17 protein-coding genes are annotated in these 21,092 nt (G+C 70.3%); 10 read left to right on the top strand and 7 right to left on the bottom strand.

The genetic code is table 11. The features are described 5' to 3' along the window. Nucleotides 1-5: 5 nt before the first annotated feature. Together KZC52_RS14310 and KZC52_RS14305 are read right to left on the bottom strand one after the other, a co-directional pair. On the bottom strand, nt 6-1,772 hold the full coding sequence (locus tag KZC52_RS14310) for an acetyl/propionyl/methylcrotonyl-CoA carboxylase subunit alpha (RefSeq protein ID WP_247624814.1): 1,767 nt from the start codon (nt 1,770-1,772) through the stop codon (nt 6-8). 78 nt (nt 1,773-1,850) lie between these two features. After that, nucleotides 1,851-2,507 (bottom strand): Maf family protein, encoded by a 657-nt coding sequence (locus KZC52_RS14305; RefSeq protein ID WP_247624813.1) that lies wholly within the window; start codon nt 2,505-2,507, stop codon nt 1,851-1,853. Nucleotides 2,508-2,546: 39 nt separating this feature from the next. Between KZC52_RS14305 and KZC52_RS14300 the strand changes: the two genes are divergently transcribed. The 6 genes from KZC52_RS14300 (at nt 2,547) to KZC52_RS14275 (ending at nt 11,298) form a co-directional block, all read left to right on the top strand. Then, nucleotides 2,547-3,794 carry a class I SAM-dependent RNA methyltransferase gene (locus tag KZC52_RS14300; RefSeq protein ID WP_247624812.1) on the top strand — a complete coding sequence of 416 codons (1,248 nt, stop codon included), beginning with the start codon at nt 2,547-2,549 and terminating at the stop codon, nt 3,792-3,794. A gap of 13 nt (nt 3,795-3,807) precedes the next feature. Beyond that, nucleotides 3,808-4,467, top strand: coding sequence for a response regulator transcription factor (locus KZC52_RS14295; protein ID WP_247624811.1), 660 nt, complete (start codon nt 3,808-3,810; stop codon nt 4,465-4,467). Further along, nucleotides 4,457-5,692, top strand: coding sequence for a sensor histidine kinase (locus KZC52_RS14290; RefSeq protein ID WP_247624810.1), 1,236 nt, complete (start codon nt 4,457-4,459; stop codon nt 5,690-5,692). Before KZC52_RS14295 ends, KZC52_RS14290 begins: the two co-directional genes overlap by 11 nt. Then, nucleotides 5,689-6,699, top strand: coding sequence for a hypothetical protein (locus KZC52_RS14285; protein ID WP_247624809.1), 1,011 nt, complete (start codon nt 5,689-5,691; stop codon nt 6,697-6,699). The genes KZC52_RS14290 and KZC52_RS14285 overlap by 4 nt, the downstream gene beginning before the upstream one ends. A 277-nt stretch (nt 6,700-6,976) precedes the next feature. Then, entirely contained in the window at nt 6,977-8,233 is a 1,257-nt protein-coding gene (locus KZC52_RS14280) for an ROK family transcriptional regulator (RefSeq protein WP_247624808.1), read from the top strand. 56 nt (nt 8,234-8,289) lie between these two features. Further along, complete coding sequence (locus KZC52_RS14275; protein WP_247624807.1) at nt 8,290-11,298, top strand: alpha-mannosidase; 3,009 nt, start codon at nt 8,290-8,292, stop codon at nt 11,296-11,298. Nucleotides 11,299-11,327: 29 nt separating this feature from the next. Here KZC52_RS14275 and KZC52_RS14270 read toward each other — a convergent pair whose 3' ends face one another. The 4 genes from KZC52_RS14270 to KZC52_RS14255 form a co-directional block, all read right to left on the bottom strand. Further along, a complete protein-coding gene (locus tag KZC52_RS14270; protein WP_247624806.1) occupies nt 11,328-11,549 on the bottom strand; it encodes an acyl-CoA carboxylase subunit epsilon in 222 nt (73 codons plus the stop codon). Then, nucleotides 11,546-13,135: an acyl-CoA carboxylase subunit beta gene (locus KZC52_RS14265; protein ID WP_372491583.1), complete on the bottom strand. Its 1,590-nt coding sequence runs from the start codon at nt 13,133-13,135 to the stop codon at nt 11,546-11,548. The genes KZC52_RS14270 and KZC52_RS14265 overlap by 4 nt, the downstream gene beginning before the upstream one ends. A 90-nt stretch (nt 13,136-13,225) precedes the next feature. After that, a complete protein-coding gene (locus tag KZC52_RS14260; RefSeq protein WP_247624804.1) occupies nt 13,226-14,218 on the bottom strand; it encodes a hypothetical protein in 993 nt (330 codons plus the stop codon). A gap of 96 nt (nt 14,219-14,314) precedes the next feature. Then, nucleotides 14,315-15,007, bottom strand: a complete 693-nt coding sequence (locus tag KZC52_RS14255) for a phosphocholine cytidylyltransferase family protein (protein WP_247624803.1) — start codon at nt 15,005-15,007, stop codon at nt 14,315-14,317. 240 nt (nt 15,008-15,247) lie between these two features. On the opposite strand from KZC52_RS14255, the gene KZC52_RS14250 reads away from it, so the two are divergent. The 3 genes from KZC52_RS14250 to KZC52_RS14240 are packed head-to-tail and all read left to right on the top strand — an operon-like array spanning nt 15,248 to nt 18,835. Beyond that, nucleotides 15,248-16,993, top strand: a complete 1,746-nt coding sequence (locus KZC52_RS14250; RefSeq protein WP_247624802.1) for an ABC transporter ATP-binding protein — start codon at nt 15,248-15,250, stop codon at nt 16,991-16,993. Next, the gene (locus tag KZC52_RS14245; protein WP_247624801.1) at nt 16,969-18,528 is read left to right on the top strand and encodes a hypothetical protein; all 1,560 of its coding nucleotides are present in this window, start codon (nt 16,969-16,971) and stop codon (nt 18,526-18,528) included. Before KZC52_RS14250 ends, KZC52_RS14245 begins: the two co-directional genes overlap by 25 nt. Before the next feature lie 40 nt (nt 18,529-18,568). Beyond that, nucleotides 18,569-18,835, top strand: coding sequence for a DUF3039 domain-containing protein (locus KZC52_RS14240; protein ID WP_247624800.1), 267 nt, complete (start codon nt 18,569-18,571; stop codon nt 18,833-18,835). A gap of 16 nt (nt 18,836-18,851) precedes the next feature. On the opposite strand, the gene KZC52_RS14235 is transcribed toward KZC52_RS14240, so the two are convergent. Continuing rightward, the gene (locus tag KZC52_RS14235) at nt 18,852-20,177 is read right to left on the bottom strand and encodes a nicotinate phosphoribosyltransferase (RefSeq protein WP_247624799.1); all 1,326 of its coding nucleotides are present in this window, start codon (nt 20,175-20,177) and stop codon (nt 18,852-18,854) included. A gap of 62 nt (nt 20,178-20,239) precedes the next feature. Here KZC52_RS14235 and murI point away from each other — a divergent pair, with 62 nt between their 5' ends. Continuing rightward, complete coding sequence (gene murI, locus KZC52_RS14230) at nt 20,240-21,076, top strand: glutamate racemase (protein WP_247624798.1); 837 nt, start codon at nt 20,240-20,242, stop codon at nt 21,074-21,076. Nucleotides 21,077-21,092: the final 16 nt, after the last annotated feature.

Genomic DNA, 21,092 nt, shown 5'->3' with positions numbered 1-21,092 from the left:
GATGGTCAGCTGATCGTGAGCAGCTGGTGCCCGGCGGAGACGGTGGCACCGGCATCCGCATTGATGTTGCCGACCACGCCGTCCTTGTGGGCCTGCAGAGGCTGTTCCATCTTCATGGCCTCGAGCACGACGACGAGGTCGCCCTTGACGACCTGCTGCCCCTCCTCGACGGCGATCTTGACGACGGTCGCCTGCATGGGCGACTTGACCGCATCGCCCGAGGCGCCCGCGTTGGCGGTCGTGGCGTGGCTGCGACGCGCCGGCGGCACGGCGGCGGGGCGCCCGGCGCTGCCGGCGGCGACGGCCACGCGGTCGGGCAGGCTGACCTCGAGGCGCTTGCCGGCGACCTCGACGACCACCGTGTGGCGACCGGCACCCGGTGCCGGGGCCTCGAGCTCGCCGTCCCACGCGGGGATGTCGTTGACGAACTCGGTCTCGATCCAGCGCGTGAAGATGCCGAAATCGCCGTTCTCGGCGGTGAAGGCGGGGTCGCGCACGACCTTGCGGTGGAAGGGGAGCACGGTGGGGAGACCCGCGACCTCGAACTCGTCGAGCGCGCGGCGCGAGCGCTCCAGCGCCTCCTCGCGGTCCTTGCCGGTGACGATGATCTTCGCCAGCAGCGAGTCGAAGGCGCCCGAGACCGCGTCGCCGGCGGTCACACCGGAGTCGAGACGGATGCCGGGACCGCCGAAGGTCTTGAAGACGTGGACGGGGCCCGGCTGGGGGAGGAAGCCGCGACCCGGGTCCTCGCCGTTGATGCGGAACTCGAAGGAGTGACCCTGGGGCTCGGGGTCGGCGTAGTCGATCGTGCCGCCGGCGGCGATGCGGAACTGCTCGCGCACGAGGTCGATGCCGGTGACCTCTTCGGAGACCGGGTGCTCGACCTGGAGGCGCGTGTTGACCTCGAGGAACGAGACCGTGCCGTCGGCGCCGATGAGGAACTCGCAGGTTCCGGCGCCCACGTAGCCGACCTCCTTGAGGATGGCCTTCGACGCGGCGTAGAGCTGGGCGTTCTGCTCGTCGGTCAGGAACGGCGCGGGCGCCTCCTCGACGAGCTTCTGGTGGCGACGCTGCAGCGAGCAGTCGCGGGTCGAGATGACGACCACGTTGCCCTCGGCGTCCGCCAGGCACTGGGTCTCGACGTGGCGAGGCTTGTCGAGGTACTTTTCGACGAAGCACTCGCCGCGACCGAAGGCCGCGACGGCCTCGCGCGTGGCCGACTCGAACAGCTCGGCGACCTCGTCGAGCTCGCGGGCAACCTTGAGGCCGCGCCCGCCGCCGCCGTAGGCCGCCTTGATGGCGATCGGCAGGCCGAACTCCTTCGCGAAGGCCACGACCTCGTCGGCGGTCTCGACCGGACCGGGCGTGCCGGGGGCGAGCGGGGCGCCCACCTTCTCCGCCACGTGGCGCGCGGTGACCTTGTCTCCGAGGGCCTCGATGGCCTCGGGCGACGGGCCGATCCAGATGAGTCCGGCACCGGTCACGGCGCGGGCGAACTCGGCGTTCTCGGCGAGGAAGCCGTAGCCGGGGTGCACGGCGTCGGCACCGGCGCGCCGGGCGACGGAGAGGATCTTCTCGATCTGGAGGTACGTCTCGGCGCTCGTCGCGCCTCCGAGTGCGTAGGCCTCGTCGGCGAGTCGCGTGTGCAGCGCGTCACGGTCCTGGTCGGCGTAGACGGCGACCGAGGCGATTCCGGAATCCCGGGCGGCGCGGATGATGCGGACGGCGATCTCGCCGCGGTTGGCGATGAGCACCTTGGCGATAGCAGGCATGGTTGCCAGCCTAGCGAGAAGCAGGGGGATCCATTTGACGACTCCCCACAAGAAAGAGCCGAGAACGTGGAGGGGAGTCTACGACGGGGTCGGGGTGTTCCAGAGGTCCGTCCAGACGACGCCGAGGTCGGCGGCGAGGCGCCGCACGGTCGAGAGGGACATCCCCACCACGGTCGATGGATCGCCGTCGACCCGGGTGATGAACGCCCCGCCCAGGCTGTCGACGGTGAAGGCGCCCGCGACCAGCAACGGCTCGCCCGAGGCGACGTACGCCGCGATCTCCGCGTCGGAGATGTCGTCGGCGAAGGTGACGGATGCCGCGGCCGTCGCGGTGGCCTCGACCGGTTCCGCGCCGGGCGAGACGCGGAACACCGAATGTCCGGAGTGCAGCACGCCGGTGGCGCCGCGCATCTCGCGCCAGCGGCGCGTCGCCTCCTCCGCCGTGTAGGGCTTGCCGTAGACGCGTCCGTCGAGCTCGAACATCGAATCGCCCCCGATCACGATGCCATCGAAGGAGGGGTCCTCGGACGAGAGGCGACGGGCGACATCGGCGGCCTTGGCCCGTCCCAGCAGCAGCACGAGCTCCGCGGGTCGCAGCTCCGCGCCCCGTTCGGCCGCGGCGGCCGCGGCCACTGCGTCCTCGTCAACGTCGGGGGAGAGGGTGAGCGGCTCGATCCCCGCCTGCCGCAGCAGCATCAGACGGGCGGGAGAGGTGGAGGCGAGGCAGACGCGCATGTGGTCCACCGTATCCGTGGACCGCCGTATCCTCGAAGGATGACTTCCCCCGATGCGGACCTGCTCGACCTCGACATCACGGGGATCGCGCACGGCGGCACCTTCGTCGCCCGCCACGAAGGACGCGTCGTCTTCGTCTCCGACGCCATCCCGGGCGAGCGCGTCCGTGCCCGGCTGATCGCACCCGGCGAGGGAGCGGATGCCTCGACCCGCAGCTTCTGGCGCGCCGAGACCGTCGAGGTGCTCGACGCGTCCGAGCACCGTCGTCCGCACCTCTGGGCAGAGGCCGACGTGACCCGTGATCCCGCCGATCGTCCGGGTGGAGCCGATCTGGGGCACATCGATCTCGACCACCAGCGCGTCCTCAAGCGGCAGGTGCTGACCGAAGCGCTCGACCGCTTCGCCGGCGCGGGTCTCGAGGCCCCCGAGATCGAGGCCGTCGAATCGGGCGACGGGAGCGGCTGGCGCACGCGTGTCACGCTGCACGTCGACGACGCGGGGCGGGTCGGTCCGTACGCGGCCCGCAGCCACCGCGTGATCCCCGTGACCTCCCACCCGCTCGCGCGGCCGGCGATCGCCGAGGCCGCACTCTCCCTGCACGGAGAGGCCCCGGGGCGCATCGAACTCGTCGAACCGGCCGACGGCACGGTGCGGGTCATCCGCCGCGACGCCACCGAGCGTCCGGCGAAGGTCGCCCGCGGGTTCCGACGCCGCCCGGCTCCCGAGGTGATCCACGAGGTCGTGAACGACCGGCGGTTCGCGGTCGACTCCACCGGGTTCTGGCAGGTGCATCCGCGTGCGGCATCCGTTCTGGATGCGGCGGTCTACGGCCTTCTCGACGGGCACGTCGACGAGCGGGCGACGCACTTCGACCTCTACGGCGGGGTCGGCCTGTTCGCCGCGACGCTCGCCGATCTCGGCGGCACCGACATCGTGACCGTCGAATCGAGCGCCCGGGCGACCCAGCATGCCGCCGAGAACCTCGCCCCGCTCGCGGTGAACGCCGTGACGGCGCGGGTCGACCGGTTCCTCGCCACGCGCACCGGGGGCGGACGCAGCGGAGCCGTCATCCTCGACCCGCCGCGCGCGGGCGCCGGCCGCCAGGTCGTCGAGGCGGTGCACGCCCTCGCTCCGGAGGCGATCGCCTACGTCGCCTGCGATCCGGTCGCCCTGGCACGCGACCTCGGCACGTTCCGGGGGCTCGGCTGGAATGTCGACCGGCTGCGCGGGTTCGATCTGTTCCCGCACTCGCATCACTTCGAGGTCGTCGCGCTGCTCACCCGCTGACTAGGCTGTGGGGATGAGCACGGTCGCCCTCATCGATGATCACGAGTCCGTCCGCCTGGGACTCGAAGCGGCATGCGCACGCGACGGGCAGACCATCGTCTTCTCGGGCAGCACGGTCGTGTCGTACCTCGACTGGCGCGCCGCATCCGGCGCGGCACCCGCCGAGGTCGTGGTGCTCGATCTCACCCTCGGCGACGGGACGACGGTCACCGAGAACGTGACCTCGCTGGTCACCGACGGCGCGAGCGTCGTCATCCACAGCGTCGCCGATCGTCCGGCCGCGGTCCGAGAGGCGCTCGCCGCCGGAGCCGCGGGCGTGGTGAGCAAGTCCTCCGCGCTCGACGACGTGCTCGATGCGATCCGCACCGTCGCCCACGGCGAGGCGCTCAACAACGTCGAGTGGGCGAGCGCGGTCGACGGCGACCGCGATTTCGCCGACGCGCAGCTCTCGACCCGCGAGCGCGAGGTGCTCCGCCTGTACGCCGCCGGGCTGCCGCTCAAGGCGGTCGCCGAGCGTCTCGGTGTCGCCTACTCGACGGCCAAGGAGAACATCACCCGCATCCGCGTGAAGTACGTCGAGGTCGGGCGCCCGGCGCCGACGAAGGTCGACCTGCTCCGCCGCGCGATGGAAGACGGCATCGTCGAACCAGACGGGGCGTCGAGTGGCCGCTGAGTCCCTCAGCATCCGCGAGGCGTGGAACCAGATCCCGTCTCCCGGAGCGGCCGAGACCGAATTCGAACGGTTCACCGGCAAGCGCATGGAGCGCATCCTCGCCACGGTCGTCGCGATCGGGTCGACGGCGCTCGGCGTGCAGGCGCTGTTCGTCGCGATCCCTTCCCTCGCGGATGCGAACGTCGGCCACGCCGTCATCGTCTTCCTCGTCTACGTGCCGTTCGCGGTGATGCTGGTCTGCTGCCTGATCGGCCGGGGAGTCCGTGTCGCGTCCGGCGTCTTCGCCGTCACGTACGTGCTCGTGCTCGCCGCCTGGCCCAACGTCGTGACGATCGGCGACGGGCTCGCGGCCAAACAGCCGTGGATCTTCTTCTTCGTCAACGTCGGCGTCGTGGCCGCGATGCTCGCCTTCCCGGTGCGCGTGCAGTACGCCTGGGCGGTGGCCGTGCCGTTCGTCTACGGCTACGTGCGGCTCGTGCAGGGGGAGTTCTCCCGCGAGTTCTGGACCACGACGGCGTTCGATGTCTCGTTCACGCTGATCCTCGGCATCGTCATCATCTCGCTGGGATGGATGTTCCGCTCGGTCGCCGCGGGCGTCGACGACGCGCGAGGGCACGCAGTCGCCTCCTACGCGGCAGCAGCAGCGGCGGCGGCCGCGGAGGAGGAGCGCATCGCGATGTCGGCGCTCATGCACGACAGCGTGCTCGCGGCGCTGATCGCCGCCGAGCGGGCCGAGAGCGAGAGGGCGAAGGAACTCGCGGTGGCGATGGCGCGTGAGGCGCTCACCCGCCTCGCCAACACCGAGGCGGCGGTCGCCCAGGAGGGCAGCGACGAGCCGGTCGCCGTCGGCCAGATCGTGTCCGAGCTGCGTCGGGCCCTGTCGGAGATGGGCGTGGACGCGATCGTCGAGGAGACCGGTACACCCGGGGCGATTCCCGGCCGCGTGGCGCGCGCGCTCGTGCTCGCCGCGCGTCAGGCGATCGGCAACGCGGTCACGCACGCGGGCGGGCGGGGACTCCACATCCTCGCCGACTCGCAGGGTGACGTCGGCATCCGCGTGATCGTGAGCGATACCGGAGCGGGGTTCGACCTCACGGCGATCGGCGAGGACCGCCTGGGGATCCGCGCGTCGATCCTCGCGCGCATGGCCGGCGTGGCCGGAACGGCTCGGATCGATTCGGATGTGCGTGGCACGACCGTGACCCTGGGCTGGAGCGCCTCATGAACCGGACCGTCCGCAGCGTCGCGACGTCTCTCGCGGTCGGCTTCGCCTTGTACTTCGCTGCGCGCGCCGTGTGGTGGATCGTGCAGCCCACGGCACCGCTGCTCATGGTGCTCGCGATCGCGCTCTACCTCCTGGTCGTCAACCTCGCGATCCTCGGCTCTCCGGAAACGGTGAAGCTGCCGTTGTGGACGGCGACGCTGGCGGTGATCGTCAGCGTGATCATCCCGATCGCGGTGACGTTCTCGCTGAACGAGGCAGGGCGGACCGCCCCCTTCGCCACCTGGTACATCGGCGGCGTGGGCTTGCTCAGCGTGATCCTCATCGTCCGGCGGCGGTTCCTGACGGGCTGGCTGATCCTCCTTCTCCTGGTGGCAACGTCGTCGGTCTTCCTGGGCTTCCTCGAGTCCCTTCTCAACTTCGGCCTGGTCGGATCGATCATGTGGGTGGTCGTCGCGAATCTCCTGGTGTGGTTCTGGGACCGGGCGGTGCGCGACACCGAGCGCCTCGCCGAGATCCAGCAGGCCGTGTCGGCCTGGCACGCCACGCAGCTCGTGCGTCAGCGGGAGCGTCGCGTGCGCACACAGTTCGCGCTCGCGGTCGCCGGCCCCGTGCTCAGCCGCGCGGTGGCGACGCGTGGCTCTCTGACCGAGGAGGAGCGTCTCGATGCCCGGCTCGCCGAGGGGCGCCTGCGTGATGAGCTGCGCGGAGCCGACCTGCTCAACGATGCGGTCCGCGATGCGATCGAAGCGGCGCGTCGGCGCGGCGCGGTCGTCACGGTGTTCGACGAGGGCGGTCTCGAGGGGGTCGACGAGGAGCGTCGCATCGAGATCCGGGACGAGCTCGCCGGCGTCCTGGCGGGGGCCCACGCGGGACGCCTCATCATCCGTTCCGCCAAGGACGATCGCACAGCGGTGACGGTGGTCGGGCGTGTGGGGTCGGGATCATCGCGCGACGACGACTCCGTCGACGTGTGGCACGAGATCCCGCGCAGTGCCGCCCGCGGCTGAACCATCGGCGATGGCGCTTCTCTTCGGCTCCGGCTGGGGGAGGGTGCCGGAGTCGAAGAGGAAGTGAGAATGGGCGAGGGGCGGCGATATCGCCAGCCCCTCGCCATGCGGCTCAGTTACCCGAAAACCAGCCGCGGATGATCGATCACCGTCTGTCTACCCTGGGACAGAGAGACCGATCGAACGCGAAGCGTCTCCATTAGTTTCGCGGCTCGCAACCCCCGTGTCTGTAGGTATTTTGGGGGACATAGGTGCGCGGATGCGGGAGGATGGCCGGATGAGCACGCGGCGCGGAACGAACCTGCCCCGAATGGGCGACTTCAATCAGGCGGTCGTGATCGAGGCGATCCGCCGCGCGGGTGATGCGCTGAGCCGTACGGAGCTCGCCGCGACCACCGGACTCTCCGCGCAGACGCTCACGAACATCACCCGCCGCCTCCTCGACGAGGGACTGATCGCCGAGGCCGGGCGCGCCATCAACGGCCCGGGAAAGCCCCGCGTCCTGCTCCGTCTGGTCGCGGAGAGCCGGTACTCGGTGGGTGTCCATCTCGATCCCGCCGTGGTGACGGTGGTGCTCCTCGACCTCGCCGGCGCGGTGGTCGCGCGGCGCCTGATCCCGGTGGGATCACCCGAACCCGGGCGAATCATCGACGAGATGGCTCGCGCGATCGATGCCCTCATCACCGAGGTCGGTGTCGATCGCTCGCGGATCTTCGGTATCGGACTCGCCGCTCCCGGACCCCTCGACGAGGCGAACGGGACCGTGGTCGACCCGCCCATGCTGCGCGGATGGCGCCGGGTGCCCCTGCGTGAGCTGCTGTCGGCGGCGACCGGGTTCGCGGTGGCGTTGGAGAAGGACACCGCTGCGGCGGCCGTGGGTGAGCTCTGGACGCGCCGAGGTCCCGTGGACGACTCGTTCGTCTTCCTCTACCTCGGCACGGGCCTCGGTGCGGCGCTCGCGCGCGACGGCGATGTCACGCGCGGACGCACGGGCAACCTCGGCGAGATCGGGCACATCGTGGTCGATCCTGAGGGGCCGCCGTGCGCCTGTGGATCCCGGGGATGCGTCGCCGTCACGTGCACGCCGCAGTCGATCGTGGCGGAAGCGGTGCGTGCGGGGGTGCTGTCTGCGGAGGGCGACGATGACGAGCCCGGTGCGCTCGAGGCGCGATTCGCGCACGTATGTGCGCGGGCGGAACAGGGGGAGGTGGCCGCCGCGGGAATCCTCGGCCGTGCCGCGCGCTGCACCGCCGCCCTCCTGGTGGTGCTCACCGACGTCCTCGACGTGGAGCGCATCGTGCTCGGGGGACCCTTCTGGGGGTACGTCTCGGAGGTCTACCTCGCCGAGATCTCGGAGCACGTGCAGCGGCTGAGCGCGACGCGAGCGCTGCGGGAGATCCCGATCGACGGCACGGTCGTGGGTGCCGACGTGGGAGCCGTGGGGGCGGCCTGCGTGGTGCTCGATCGGGCGCTCACCCCGCGGAGCTCGACGCTGATGCTGTCGGAGCGCTCGGACGTGCCTGTGGCTCCTTAAATCCAATCGATGTAGTATTCGGGTGTTCCTCCGTCATCGTCGATCGGAAACCCGTCATGCACGACAACTCCTCACTGGTCGAAGCACGCATCCGCCGGTTCGTGCGGGAGCGCCTCGAGCCCGCGCTGTACGCACACTCGCACGAGCTCACTCTCGAGGCCTGGCAGGTCCCGGGTGAACCCGTGCCGTTCGCCGAGGCGGCCGGGCAGACGTACGCCCCCTTCGCCGTCGGCTCGCCGTGGGGGCGTGCCTGGAGCACGATGTGGCTGCGGGTGACCGGGACGATCCCGACGACGGATGCCGGGCAGCGGGCCGAACTCGTCTTCGACCTCGGCTTCCACGTCGCGCAGCCGGGGTTCCAGGCCGAGGGCACGGTGTACCGGCCGGACGGATCCATCGTGAAGGCGGTCGAGCCGCGCAACGCCTATGTGCCGCTCGACGGTGCTCCGGGCGATGCGATCGAGCTCTACCTCGAGGCGGCGGCGAACCCGGACGTGGGCGACGGGTTCCGCACCTTCGGCCCCACGCCGCTCGGGGAGTGGGACTCCGCCGGCGACGAACCGCTGTACGAGCTGCGTCGCGCCGACGTCGCCATGCTCGACCTCACGGTCTGGGAGCTTCTGCAGGACATCGCGGTGCTCGACGGTCTGCGCGCCGAGCTCCCCGAGAGCTCCTCCCGCCGCGCCGAGATCCTGCGCGCCCTCGAGCACGCGGTCGACGCGACGGACCCGGACGACGTCGCCGGCACCGTCGCCGATGCGCGCGCCGCACTCTCGGAGGTTCTCGGCCGCCCGGCATCCGCGTCCGCGCACTCCGCCCACGCGGTCGGGCACGCCCATATCGACTCCGCGTGGCTGTGGCCGGTGCGCGAGACGCAGCGCAAGGTGGCGCGCACGTTCTCGAACGTCCTCTCGCTGGTCGGAGAGGACTCCGAGTTCTCGTTCGCGGCGTCGTCGGCGCAGCAGTACTCCTGGATGAAGCGGTTCCAGCCCGAGCTCTTCGAGCGGTTGCGCGCCGCCGTCGCGGCCGGTCGGTTCCACCCCGCGGGCGGCATGTGGGTCGAGTCCGACACGAACATGCCGGGAGGCGAGGCCCTCGCGCGCCAGTTCGTGCGGGGAAAGCGTTTCTTCCTCGAGGAGTTCGGGGTCGAGCCCCTCGACGTCTGGCTGCCCGATTCGTTCGGATACTCGGCTGCGCTCCCGCAGATCGCGCGGGCCGCCGGGTCGCGGTGGATGCTGACGCAGAAGATGTCGTGGAACGAGACGAACACGATGCCCCATCACACCTTCACATGGGAAGGTCTGGACGGCACCCGCATCTTCACGCACTTCCCACCGGTAGACACGTACAACTCGCAGCTCTCCGGTGCGGATCTCGCCCGTGCCGAGCGCCAGTTCGCCGAGAAGGGCGCGGCGACCGCCTCGCTCGTGCCCTTCGGATACGGCGACGGCGGAGGCGGGCCGACCCGCGAGATGCTCGCCGCCGCCGCACGACTGCGATCGCTGGAGGGATCACCGACCGTGACCCTCTCCGATCCGCGGCGCTTCTTCGAGACGGCCGAGGCCGAGTACCCCGATCCGCCGGTGTGGTCGGGGGAGATGTACCTCGAGTTCCACCGCGGTACCTACACCTCGCAGGCGCGCACGAAACGCGGCAACCGGCGCAGCGAGCACGCCCTGCGCGAGGCCGAGCTGTGGGCGACGAGCGCAGCGCTGGCGGGTGCCGAGTACCCGTACGACGCGCTGGAGGAGGCGTGGGAGACCGTGCTCCTGCAGCAGTTCCACGACATCCTGCCCGGCAGTTCGATCGGTTGGGTGCACCGCGAGGCCGAGCGCCGCTACGCGGAGGTCCTCGAGACGCTCGACGGTCTCATCGACACCGCTCTCGAGGTCGTCGCAGGCCGCGGGGAGGTGGAACTGGTCGCCAACGCGAGCCCCTACCCGGCGGGTGGTGTGGCCGGCCTGGCGATCGGGGTCGCGGAGTCCGCGAATACGGCGGCCCATGCCGGAAAGCATGGCGAGGAGATCGTGCTCGAGAACGAGCATCTGCGGGTCGTGGTGGATGCCGATGGGCTCATCTCCTCGCTGAGCGTGCGTGCGACCGGGCGCGAGACGATCCCGACGGGGGAGCGCGGGAACCTGCTGACGCTGCACCGCGACACCCCCACGGCGTGGGATGCCTGGGACATCGACGAGCACTACCGCCGGCACGCCGTGGAGCTGAGGGATGCCGTGGCGATCGAGGTCGTCGCGCACCCGACCGCCGCCGTCGTGCGGATCGACCGGGAGTTCGGTGGGTCCCGCATCACTCAGGTCCTCACGCTCGCGGCGGGGTCCCCGAGCCTCGACATCGAGACGATCGTCGACTGGCACGAGCGCCAGAAGCTGCTCAAGCTCGGCTTCCCGCTCGACGTGCACAGCGATCGTGCGGCATCCGAGATCCAGTTCGGTCACGTGCACCGGCCCACCCACACCAACACGTCGTGGGACGTCGCCCGTTTCGAGACGGTCGCACACCGCTGGGTGCACCTCGGAGAACCGGGCTTCGGGGTCGCGATCGCGAACGACTCGACCTACGGCCACGACATCACGCGAGCGCCCCGTGAGGGCGGCGGAACGGCGTCGACGGTGCGGCTCTCCCTCCTGCGGGCGCCGCTGTTCCCCGATCCGGAGGCGGATCAAGGACGACACGCCTTCCGCGTCGGCATCCGTCCGGATGCGGGGATCGCGGATGCCGTGCGCGAGGGGTACCGCCTGAATCTGCCCGCACGCTCGCTGCGCGGCTCTGGCCCCGTCGCGCCGCTATTCGCGGTGTCGTCGGACGCGATCGTGATCGAGGCGGTCAAGCTCGCGGAGGACCGCAGCGGAGATGTGATCGTCCGGCTGTACGAAGCGCACGGCGGACGGGCGGTGGGGGAGGTCACGCCGTCGTTCGACTTCGGGTCGGTCGTGGAGACCGACCTCCTCGAGCGGGAGACACCGCGGGCGGCGGTCACCGGCGTCGCGACGGGCGTCGAGCTGTCGCTGCGGCCGTTCCAGCTGGTCACGCTGCGCTTCGCGCGCTGATCCACGGTTCCGGGAGAGCCCTGCGGTGCTCAGCGGGCGAAGCGTCCCCAGGGGATGTCCCTGCGCAGCGGCTTGCGCAGGGAGCGCTGCGTGCGCGTCCACGCCGAGACGACCGGCTCCTCGGCGACGGCATCCGATTCCTCGGCGGCGTATGCATCGCTGACCACCGCGATGAGCGCGGCCAGTTCTTCCTCGGTCGCCGTACCGCGGGTGATCTCGAGCGCCGGGCGTTCGTCCCTCTCGTCGATCACAGCGGGATGTTCCCGTGCTTCTTCGGCGGCAGTTCAGCGCGCTTGCCGCGCAGGGCGCGGAGTGCCTTGGCGATCGAGACGCGCGTGTTCGCGGGTTCGATGATGCCGTCGAGTTCGCCGCGCTCGGCGGCGAGGAACGGCGAGGCGACGTTGTAGGTGTACTCGTTCGCGAGGCGGGTGCGCACGGCGGCGACGTCTTCGCCGGCTTCCTCGGCCTTCTTGATCTCACCGCGGTAGAGGATGTTCACGGCGCCCTGGCCGCCCATGACCGCGATCTCGGCGGTCGGCCACGCGAGGTTGACGTCGGCACCGAGCTGCTTCGAGCCCATCACGATGTAGGCGCCGCCGTAGGCCTTGCGCAGGATGACGGTCACCAGCGGCACGGTGGCCTCGGCGTACGCGTAGAGCAGCTTGGCTCCGCGTCGGATCACGCCGGTCCACTCCTGGTCGGTTCCCGGCAGGTAGCCCGGAACGTCGACGAGCGTCACGATCGGGATAGAGAACGCATCGCAGAAGCGGACGAAGCGGCTCGCCTTCTCGCCGGCCTCGATGTTCAGCGTTCCCGCCATCTGCGAGGGCTGGTTGGCGATGATGCCGACCGAGCGGCCCTCGATGCGGCCGAAGCCGATGACGATGTTCGGCGCGAAGAGCGGCTGAACCTCGAGGAAGTCGCCCTCGTCGACGACGTGCTCGATCACCGTGTGGATGTCGTACGGCTGGTTGGCCGAGTCCGGGATGATCGTGTTCAGCGTGCGGTCGGCATCCGTCGTCTCGAACTCGAAGACACCCTCGTACGAGGGGAGTTCTGCCATGTTGTTGTCCGGCAGGAAGCTGAGCAGAGTGCGCGCGTAGTCGAGCGCGTCGTCCTCGTCCTCCGCGAGGTAGTGGGCGACACCGGAGCGGGTGTTGTGCGTGTACGCACCGCCCAGCTCCTCCATGCCGACGTCTTCGCCGGTGACCGTCTTGATGACGTCGGGGCCGGTGACGAACATCTGGCTCGTCTTGTCGACCATGATCACGAAGTCGGTGAGGGCGGGGGAGTACACCGCGCCGCCGGCCGCCGGGCCCATGATGATCGAGATCTGCGGGATGACACCGGAGGCGCGGGTGTTCAGGCGGAAGATCTCGCCGTACTTGCCGAGCGCGACGACACCCTCCTGGATGCGCGCCCCTCCCGAGTCGAGGATGCCGATGCAGGGCATGCCGCCCGCGAGGGCGAACTCCATGACCTTGATGATCTTCTCGCCGGCGACCTCGCCGAGCGACCCGCCGAACGTCGAGAAGTCCTGCGAGTAGACCGCGACCGTGCGCCCGTTGATCGTGCCGACACCGGTGACGACCGAGTCGCCGTAGGGCCGGGAGCGATCCATGCCGAACGCGGTCGTGCGGTGGCGCACGTACTCGTCGAACTCGACGAAGCTCCCGGGATCGACGAGCAGCTCGATGCGCTCGCGGGCGGTCATCTTGCCCTTGGCGTGCTGCTTCTCCTTCGCCTTCGCTTCTGCGTCGACGACGGCTTCGGTGTAGCGAGCGCGCAGATCCGCGATCTTGCCGGCGGTGGTAAAGAGGTCGGGCTTGTCCGTCACGGATTCCACACTATCGTCGCCGCGGCTCGGCCTGTTGGATGCTCGCCACAACGGGTGGCGTGATCCTTTGGTGAGGTGCTCTCTGTCCGATCAGCGCAGCGGACCGTCGGCGCCCGGATTCTCGGGGAGTTCGTGGTCGCCGCGCGGGGCGGAATCGGACTCCAGCTCTCCGCTCGCGCCGCGTCCGCGACGGGTGGTCAGTTCCCCGACCTTGCGACCCGCCCAGCCCACCCCGCGCACCGCCGTGCCGGCCGCGCCCGCGGCCGCTGAACCCGCGTAGCGCGCGCCGCGGAGCACGCGGAGTTCGACCTTCTCGGCACCGGCGACGGGTTCGAGCTCGGGCGGGAGGTCGAGGGGAGCGGCGCCGAACGCGCGGTGCGAGGTCGTCAGCACGCGTCGGCCGAGGATGTGGTTGCCCGCGCCGCCGATCGCCGCGCCCACTCCGAACGGCAGCGCCTTGCCCAGGAACGAGGCACCGCCGCGCGCGGCGAACTGCTTCACGAACATGCTCTTGAGCTGATCGACGAGCGGTCCGACGGCGGCACGGGGGAGGGATTTCGTCACGAGCTCGCCCCAGTAGGCGTTGCGGGTGCCGCCGCGGCCGGCGACCTGACCGGCGAGCTGCCCGACCAGGTCGACGCCCTCCTTACCGAGCATCAGGGTCATCACCAGCGCCCGGGCGCGATCGGGATTGGCGACCGCGATGCCGTGCACCTCGGCGACCGACTGCGCGAACAGGGCGGTCGACTCGACGAAGCCGACCGTCTCGACGCCGGAGAGCGCGAGCGTCACACCGGTGCCGATCCCCGGTACGACGGCTGTGGCCCCGACCGCTGCCCCACCGGTGGTGACGGCGGCGAGGTAGCGACGTTCGAGGATCCGCACGATCTCGGCGGGTGACGCATGGGGATTGCGCAGACGGATGCTGCGGATGTGCGCGAGCACGAGCGGGCGCTGGATCGAGAGCACGCGATCGAGGCCACGGACGACGAACGGATGCTCGGGCGATCCCGTCGGAGGGATGCCCTTGTCCCACGGGGCGTCGTCCGGGAGGGAGTGGATCTTGTGCACCTTCGGGGCCATGTCACGATCCTAGGAACCCCGCCCGCGAAAACGCCGGGAGCCGCACCCCTGAGGGTGCGGCTCCCGGCGTTTTTGCTGGAGGCTTTCGACAGCGACTCAGACGAAGAGATTCGCCCGCTCGAGGTCTTCGGCGAAGTCGACCTCGACCGCGTACAGGTCGGAGACGTCCATCGGCTCGAGCAGCAGGCCGTCCTCGGCGATCGCGAGCTCGAGGCCGCGCTCGAAGTAGTCCTGGTCGTCGACGCGCTGCAGCTGGCGCATGAACGCCTTCTTCTGCGCCGACGAGATGTAGTTGATGCCCACGGCCTCGCCGAGGCCGCCGGTGACGGTCTTCGACAGCTCCTTGATGAAGCCCTCGGCCGTGACCGTGTACTTCACCTCTTCGTCGCTGACCTTGGAGGTGTTGACCGTCACGAACGACTGATCGCGCTCGATGAAGGCGGCCGCGCGGCCGAGGATCATCGGGTCGAAGACGACGTCGCCGTTCATCCACAGCACGCCGCCGCGTCCGGTCGCGCCGAGGGCGCGCAGGAGGCTCTTCGACGTGTTGGTCTCGTCGTAGCGCTCGTTGTGCACGTAGTTGGCGGAGGGGAAGGCCTCGATGATGGTCTCGGCGCGGTAGCCGACCACAGTGGTGATGCGCGCGTCGGTGCCGAACGCGGCGCGGATGTTGTCATGCTGCTGGCGCATGATCGTGCGGCCGTCGCCGAGTTCGGTGAGCGGCTTGGGCAGCGAACGGCCCAGGCGCGAGCCCATGCCGGCTGCGAGGATGACGGTCTGAAGAGTCACGAGTGCTCCTTTGGAAGGTGTGTTCATGGCCGGTTAACCAGCCGGACACTTCGTCGTGCCGCGTTCATGCTAGCGATGGACCCTGGGAAACACCGGGTCTCACGGCGCCCGTTGCCGTTTCGTGACCCAGTCCACACCGTATACCCAGGGTCGACGTCGGGGAAGGCGCCCGGGTGATTGTCAGGGTGAATGTTGCGACCGACCCCGGGGAAGTCGGCTCGCGTTGATACCGTAGAACCCGTGACTGCTTCCCCCGACGCCCGCCCCGAAAAGGCGGAAGACCCCACGACCGAATCGAAGGCGACCCCGGAGAAGCGGACGGCGACGTCGAAGCGGGCATCAGCGTCCTCCCCGACGGCGAAGAAGGCCTCCGCGGCCCGCACGAACGCCGCGAAGAAGACTCCCGCAGCCCGCACGCCCGCGAAGCGCCCGAGCACGGCGAAGGCTGCGGCGGAGAAGGCCGCTGCGGGCACCGACGTCGTCATCGAGCCCGTCTCGGCGGCGGGCCCGATCGAGAAGAAGGTTCCCGCGCGGCCGGCTGCCGGAGCGCGTGCCACGACGACGCGTACACCCGCGAAGTCCGCTGCGGCGAAAACGGCCGCAGCCAAGTCGGCGGCGGCGAAGAAGACGACCGCCGCGAGCACGACCGCTGCGGCGAAGACCACGGCAGCGAAGACAGCGGCCGCGAAATCGGCTGCAGCGAAGACTACTGCGGCGAAGTCGACGGCGGCGAAGACCGCTGCGGCGAAGACCGCGGCGACGAAGGCTCAGGCGGCGAAGTCGACGGCACGCACCGCCGCATCACGCGCCGCTTCCACTCGCACGACCGCGGCGAAGACTGCCGCCGCGAAGACCGCTGCGGCGAAGGCGGCCGCGGCGAATGCGGCTGCGGCTGAGTCCGCGGAGGTCGCCGAGCCGAAGCCGCAGGCTCCCGTCACGATCGAGTCGACCCGGATCGACCCGCCTGAGGCGGTGGTCGAGGTCGACGGGACGGCCGGTGCCGGAGCGACTGCCGGCCTCGACGAGGTGATCGTCGAGCCTGAGATCGCTGAGGCGGAGATCGCTGAGACGGAGGTCGTCGAGCCCGAGGTCGTCGAGCTCGAGATCGCTGAGGCGGAGGTTGTCGAGCCGGAGACCACCGAAGCCGGGCCCGATGCCGAGGCCACGGACGTCGGGTCCGAGGCATCCGCCGTCGCCGCGGAATCGGCCGCCCCCGCTGCGTCGGACGTCGAGGCTCTGCACATCCGCGGGCTCGTCAAGCATTTCGGTGACAATCGTGCCGTGCACGGCATAGACCTGTCTGTGCCGGCAGGCTCCTTCTACGGCATCGTCGGACCCAACGGAGCCGGTAAGACGACGACGCTGTCGATCATCGCGGGGCTGCTGCGCGCCGACGCCGGGAGCGTCGTGATCTGCGGCATCGACCAGGCGACGAACTCCCAGGCGGCGAAGCGAGTGATGGGCGTCCTCCCCGATCGCCTGCGCACGTTCGACCGTCTGACCGGCCGTCAGCTCCTCTACTACTACGGGCTCCTGCGGGGCCTGGCCTCCGACGTGATCGAGAAGCGCGTCGCCGATCTCGCGCGCGCCTTCGATCTGGGGGATGCGCTCGGTCGCGTCGTCTCGGACTACTCGGCGGGTATGACCAAGAAGGTCATGCTCGCGGGTGCGATGATCCACTCGCCGCGCGTGCTCGTGCTCGACGAGCCGTTCGAATCGGTCGACCCCGTCTCCTCGGCGGTGATCCTCGACATCCTGCGGGCGTACGTCGCGCACGGCGGCACCGTCATCCTGTCGAGCCACGGGATGGATCTCGTGGAGCGGGTGTGCTCGCGCGTCGCGATCATCGTCGACGGCGAAGTGCTCGCCGAGGGGACGATCGACGAGGTGCGGGCGGGCCAGACGCTCGAAGCGCGCTTCGTCGAGCTCTCCGGCGGTATCGGAGAGGTGGAGGGGCTCGAGTGGCTGCACACGTTCTCCGACTGAGGCTCGCCCTTCTGCTCGGATCGCTGCGCGGCGAGCGCAGGACGCGGTCGATCCTGTCCTTCCTCGTCGTCGTGGCGATCACGGTCGTCGTCTGCACCTCGGTGCTCAGCCTCTCCGGCGCACCGCTCGGGGTCGCCCGCACGGTCACCGTCCTCGGCGGCGCCGCGATCCTCCTCGGCTTCCTCATCGGCCCGATCCTCGTGGGAGCCGTGGACCAGCTCGATCCTCGCCGCTTCGCCGTCTTCGGCGTCGACGAGCGTCAGATGCCGTGGATCCTCGTCGTCGCGTCGCTGATCAGCGTCCCGAGCCTGGCTCTCCTGGCCGTGTACCTCAGCGTCGGCATCGTGGCGGTGCAGCTCGGCGTCGCGTGGCCGCTCGCGGTCGGGATGACGGTGGTGGGCATCGTCAGCACCATCCTGGTCGCGCGCATCGGCATGGCGGTCAATGCGCTGCTGCTGCCCGAACGGCGCTCGCGCGAGCTCACGGCACTGTTCGTGCTCGCGCTGCTCGTCGTCGCGTTCCCGGTCGCCGTGTTCCTCGCGTCGTTCCGGTGGGACGGGGAGGTGCCGGCATCCCTGATCTCGCTGACGGGAGTGATCTCCCTCACCCCGCTCGGAGCGGCACCCGGCGCGCTGTTCCAGGCGCCCGAGAGCTCGACGGCGTGGCTCATCGGCCTCATCGCCGTCGTGACCCTCGCGGGGCTCTGGGTGGTGTGGGAATGGCTGGTCCGCCGCCTGCTCACGACGACCGAGCGCCCCGTGGCCGCGCGCGAACGCACCGGTCTCGGGTGGTTCGCCCTCCTGCCGTCGACGGCCTTCGGAGCCATCGCCTCGCGCAGCCTCGTGTACTGGCTGCGCGACCGCCGCTACATCGTCAACGTGATCGTCGTCCCGGTCGCGGGCGTCCTCACGGTGCTCCCGCTCCTGGTCGCCGGGGTACCGCTCGAGATCGCCGCCCTCGTGCCGGTTCCCGTGATGGCGCTCTTCTTCGGATGGCTGCCGCACAACGACGTCGCCTACGACTCGACGGCCCTGTGGACGCACGTCGCCAGCGGCGTGCGCGGGCTGCCCGATCGGCTCGGGCGCCTGGTCCCCGTTCTCCTGGTGTCGATTCCGGTCCTGGCGATCGCCGTTCCGCTCACGCTCCTCGTCATCGACGACTGGCATCTGCTGCTGCCGCTGATCGGCCTCGGATCCAGCCTGCTGCTCTCGGCCCTCGGTCTGTCGAGCATCGTGTCGGTCGTCGCGCCGTACGCGGTGTCGCGCCCGGGCGACAGTCCGTTCCAACAACCGCAGCGTCCGACGTCGCGCGGCGCCTACGGGCCGGCCGTCGCGTTCCTCGGGGCGATCCTCGTCAGCGGTCCGGTCATCTGGCTCTTCGCCTCGAACCTCCTCTCGGGGGAGCAGCAGGCGATGGCGACGTTCTGGGCCGGCCTCGGCACCGGCGTCGGTGTCTTCGTCATCGGAGCGGTCGTCGGCGGCCTCATCTTCGAACGCAGCGGAGAACGCCTCATGGAGTTCGTCGAGACCGCGTGACGCCGCCCCGCGCACGCGTGGACGCGGCTAGACTCACGGGATGAGTACTCCGCTGGACAGCCCCGATCAGGGCGGCGTGGCAACGCTTGATCGCGAACTGGAAGAGCTCCTCCGAGAGGAGAATCTCGAGCCGGGTGACCACGAGCGTTTCTCGCATTACGTGAAGAAGGACAAGATCCTCGAGTCGGCGATCACCGGCAAGCCGGTCCGCGCACTCTGCGGCAAGAAGTGGACGCCGGGGCGCGACCCCGAGAAGTTCCCGATCTGCCCGACGTGCAAGGAGATCTACGAGTCGATGACGCGCTGACCGCGCGGGCGCGATCTCACTCCACGTCGATGTAGACGGTGGGGATGGCCGGGTCGGACTTGCTCAGCGCGAGCGCGCGCACCGGCAGTTCCTCGCGGACGCGGAGGTGATGCTCGCGGGCGGATGCCGTTCCCGCGGCGCCCTCGTGCGCGGAGTCGATCTCGCCGTTGTCGATGAACGTCACCTGGAGCGGGCGCCCCCCGACGGAGGATGCCGGCCCGTCCAGCTTCTCGAAGCCGTCGGCGACGAGAACCTCCTCCGCGGTGGCGACGCCGTCCTCGAGGCGACGGAACGCGGCTTTGCGGCCGCCGTGCGACGCCTTGTCCGCGGAAGCCTTGGCGACGCCGATCCACGAACCCGTGGCATCCTGTCGGGCGACGAGCTTGTAGACCATGCTGGCCGTCGGATATCCCGATCCCGTGACCACCGACGTACCGACGCCGTAGGCGTCGACGGGCGACGCGGCGAGGGCCGCGATGGCGTACTCGTCGAGGTCGCTCGTGACCGTGATGCGGGTCTCGGTGGCCCCGAGGGCGTCGAGCTGCTCGCGCACGGCGGCCGCCACGGTGGGCAGGTCTCCGGAGTCGATGCGCACCCCGCCGAGGCCCGTGCCGGCGACGCGGATCGCCGTCTCCACGCCCGTCGGGATGTCGTAGGTGTCGACGAGCAGCGTGGTGTCGGTTCCGAGGCTCTCGATCTGCGACCGGAAGGCCTCTTCCTCGCTGTCGTGGAGCAGGGTCCAGGAGTGCGCGGCGGTGCCCATCGTCGGGATGCCCCACGTGCGGCCGGCCTCGAGATTGCTCGTCGACCGGAACCCGGCGATGTAGGCGGCACGGGCGGCCGCGACGGCCGACCGCTCGGCGGCGCGTCGCGATCCCATCTCCGCGAGGGGGCGCTCGCCCGCCGCGATGCTCATGCGCGAGGCGGCCGTGGCGACGGCCGAGTCGTGGTTGAGCACGCTCAGCGCCAGCGTCTCGAGCACGACCGCGTCGGCGAAGCTGCCCTCGACGGTGAGGATGGGGGAGCCGGGGAAGTACAGCTCGCCCTCGCGGTATCCGCGAATGGACCCGGTGAACCGGTAGTCCTCGAGGTAGCGCAGGGATGCCGCATCGACCACGTCGTTGTCGCGGAGGAAACGAAGCTCGTCGTCACCGAAGCGGAAGTCGCGCACCAGGCTGAGCAGGCGCCCGGTGCCGGCGACGACCCCGAACCGGCGTCCGCCCGAGAGGCGGCGTGAGAAGAGCTCGAACACGCTCGGGCGCGATGCGGTCCCGTCGCGCAGCGATGCGGCGAGCATCGTGAGTTCGTAGCGGTCGGTGAGCAGCGCCGTCGACGAGGTCATGCGCTCAGTTTAGTGAGCGCGGCTCACCTGCGGCCGTGTCGTCGCGACTAGGCTGGGTAGTCATGAACGACGCGCCGATCGGTATCTTCGACTCCGGTGTCGGCGGGCTCACGGTGGCGCGGGCCATCCGCGCCCAGCTGCCCCGCGAGTCGTTCGTCTACATCGGCGACACCGCCCACTCGCCCTACGGGCCGAAGCCCATCGCCGATGTGCGCCGCTACTCGCTCGAGGTGCTCGACACGCTCGTCGACCAGGGCGTGAAGATGCTCGTGATCGCCTGCAACACGGCATCCTCGGCCATGCTCCGCGATGCGCGCGAGCGCTACGACGTGCCGGTGGTCGAGGTCATCGGGCCCGCGGTTCGGCGGGCCGTCTCGACGACGCGCAACGGACGCATCGGCGTGATCGGCACGGTCGGCACGATCGGCTCGCGCGCGTACCAGGACATGCTCGAGGTCAACGAGCGGCTGCAGGTGTTCACCGCGGCCTGCCCGCGCTTCGTCGAGTTCGTCGAGGCGGGCATCACCGGCACCCCGGAGGTGCTCGCCGTCGCCGAGGAGTACCTCGCGCCGCTGCGCGAAGCGGAGGTCGACACGCTCGTGCTCGGCTGCACCCACTACCCGTTCCTGCGCGGCGCCATCAGCTACGTGATGGGCGAGGGCGTGACGCTCGTGTCGAGCGATGACGAGACGGCCGGCGACGTCTACCGTCAGCTCGTCCGCGGCGATCTGCTCGCCCCGCCCGACGCGACCGCGCGGTACGTGTACGAGGCCACGGGCGACTCCGCCTCGGACTTCACCGCGCTCGCGAACCGCCTGATGGGTCGCGAGGTGCGCGACGTGCAGCTCGTCCAGACCGGCGTCATCCCCCTTCCCGACTCCCTCTCCGAGCCGCGCTGAGCGGTACCCCTCTCCC

Origin of the sequence: Microbacterium galbinum (genome assembly GCF_023091225.1) — a bacterium.
Classification (GTDB): domain Bacteria; phylum Actinomycetota; class Actinomycetes; order Actinomycetales; family Microbacteriaceae; genus Microbacterium; species Microbacterium galbinum.
Note: the sequence above shows the minus strand (reverse complement) of the source record. Positions and strands in the feature narration are given on the sequence as shown.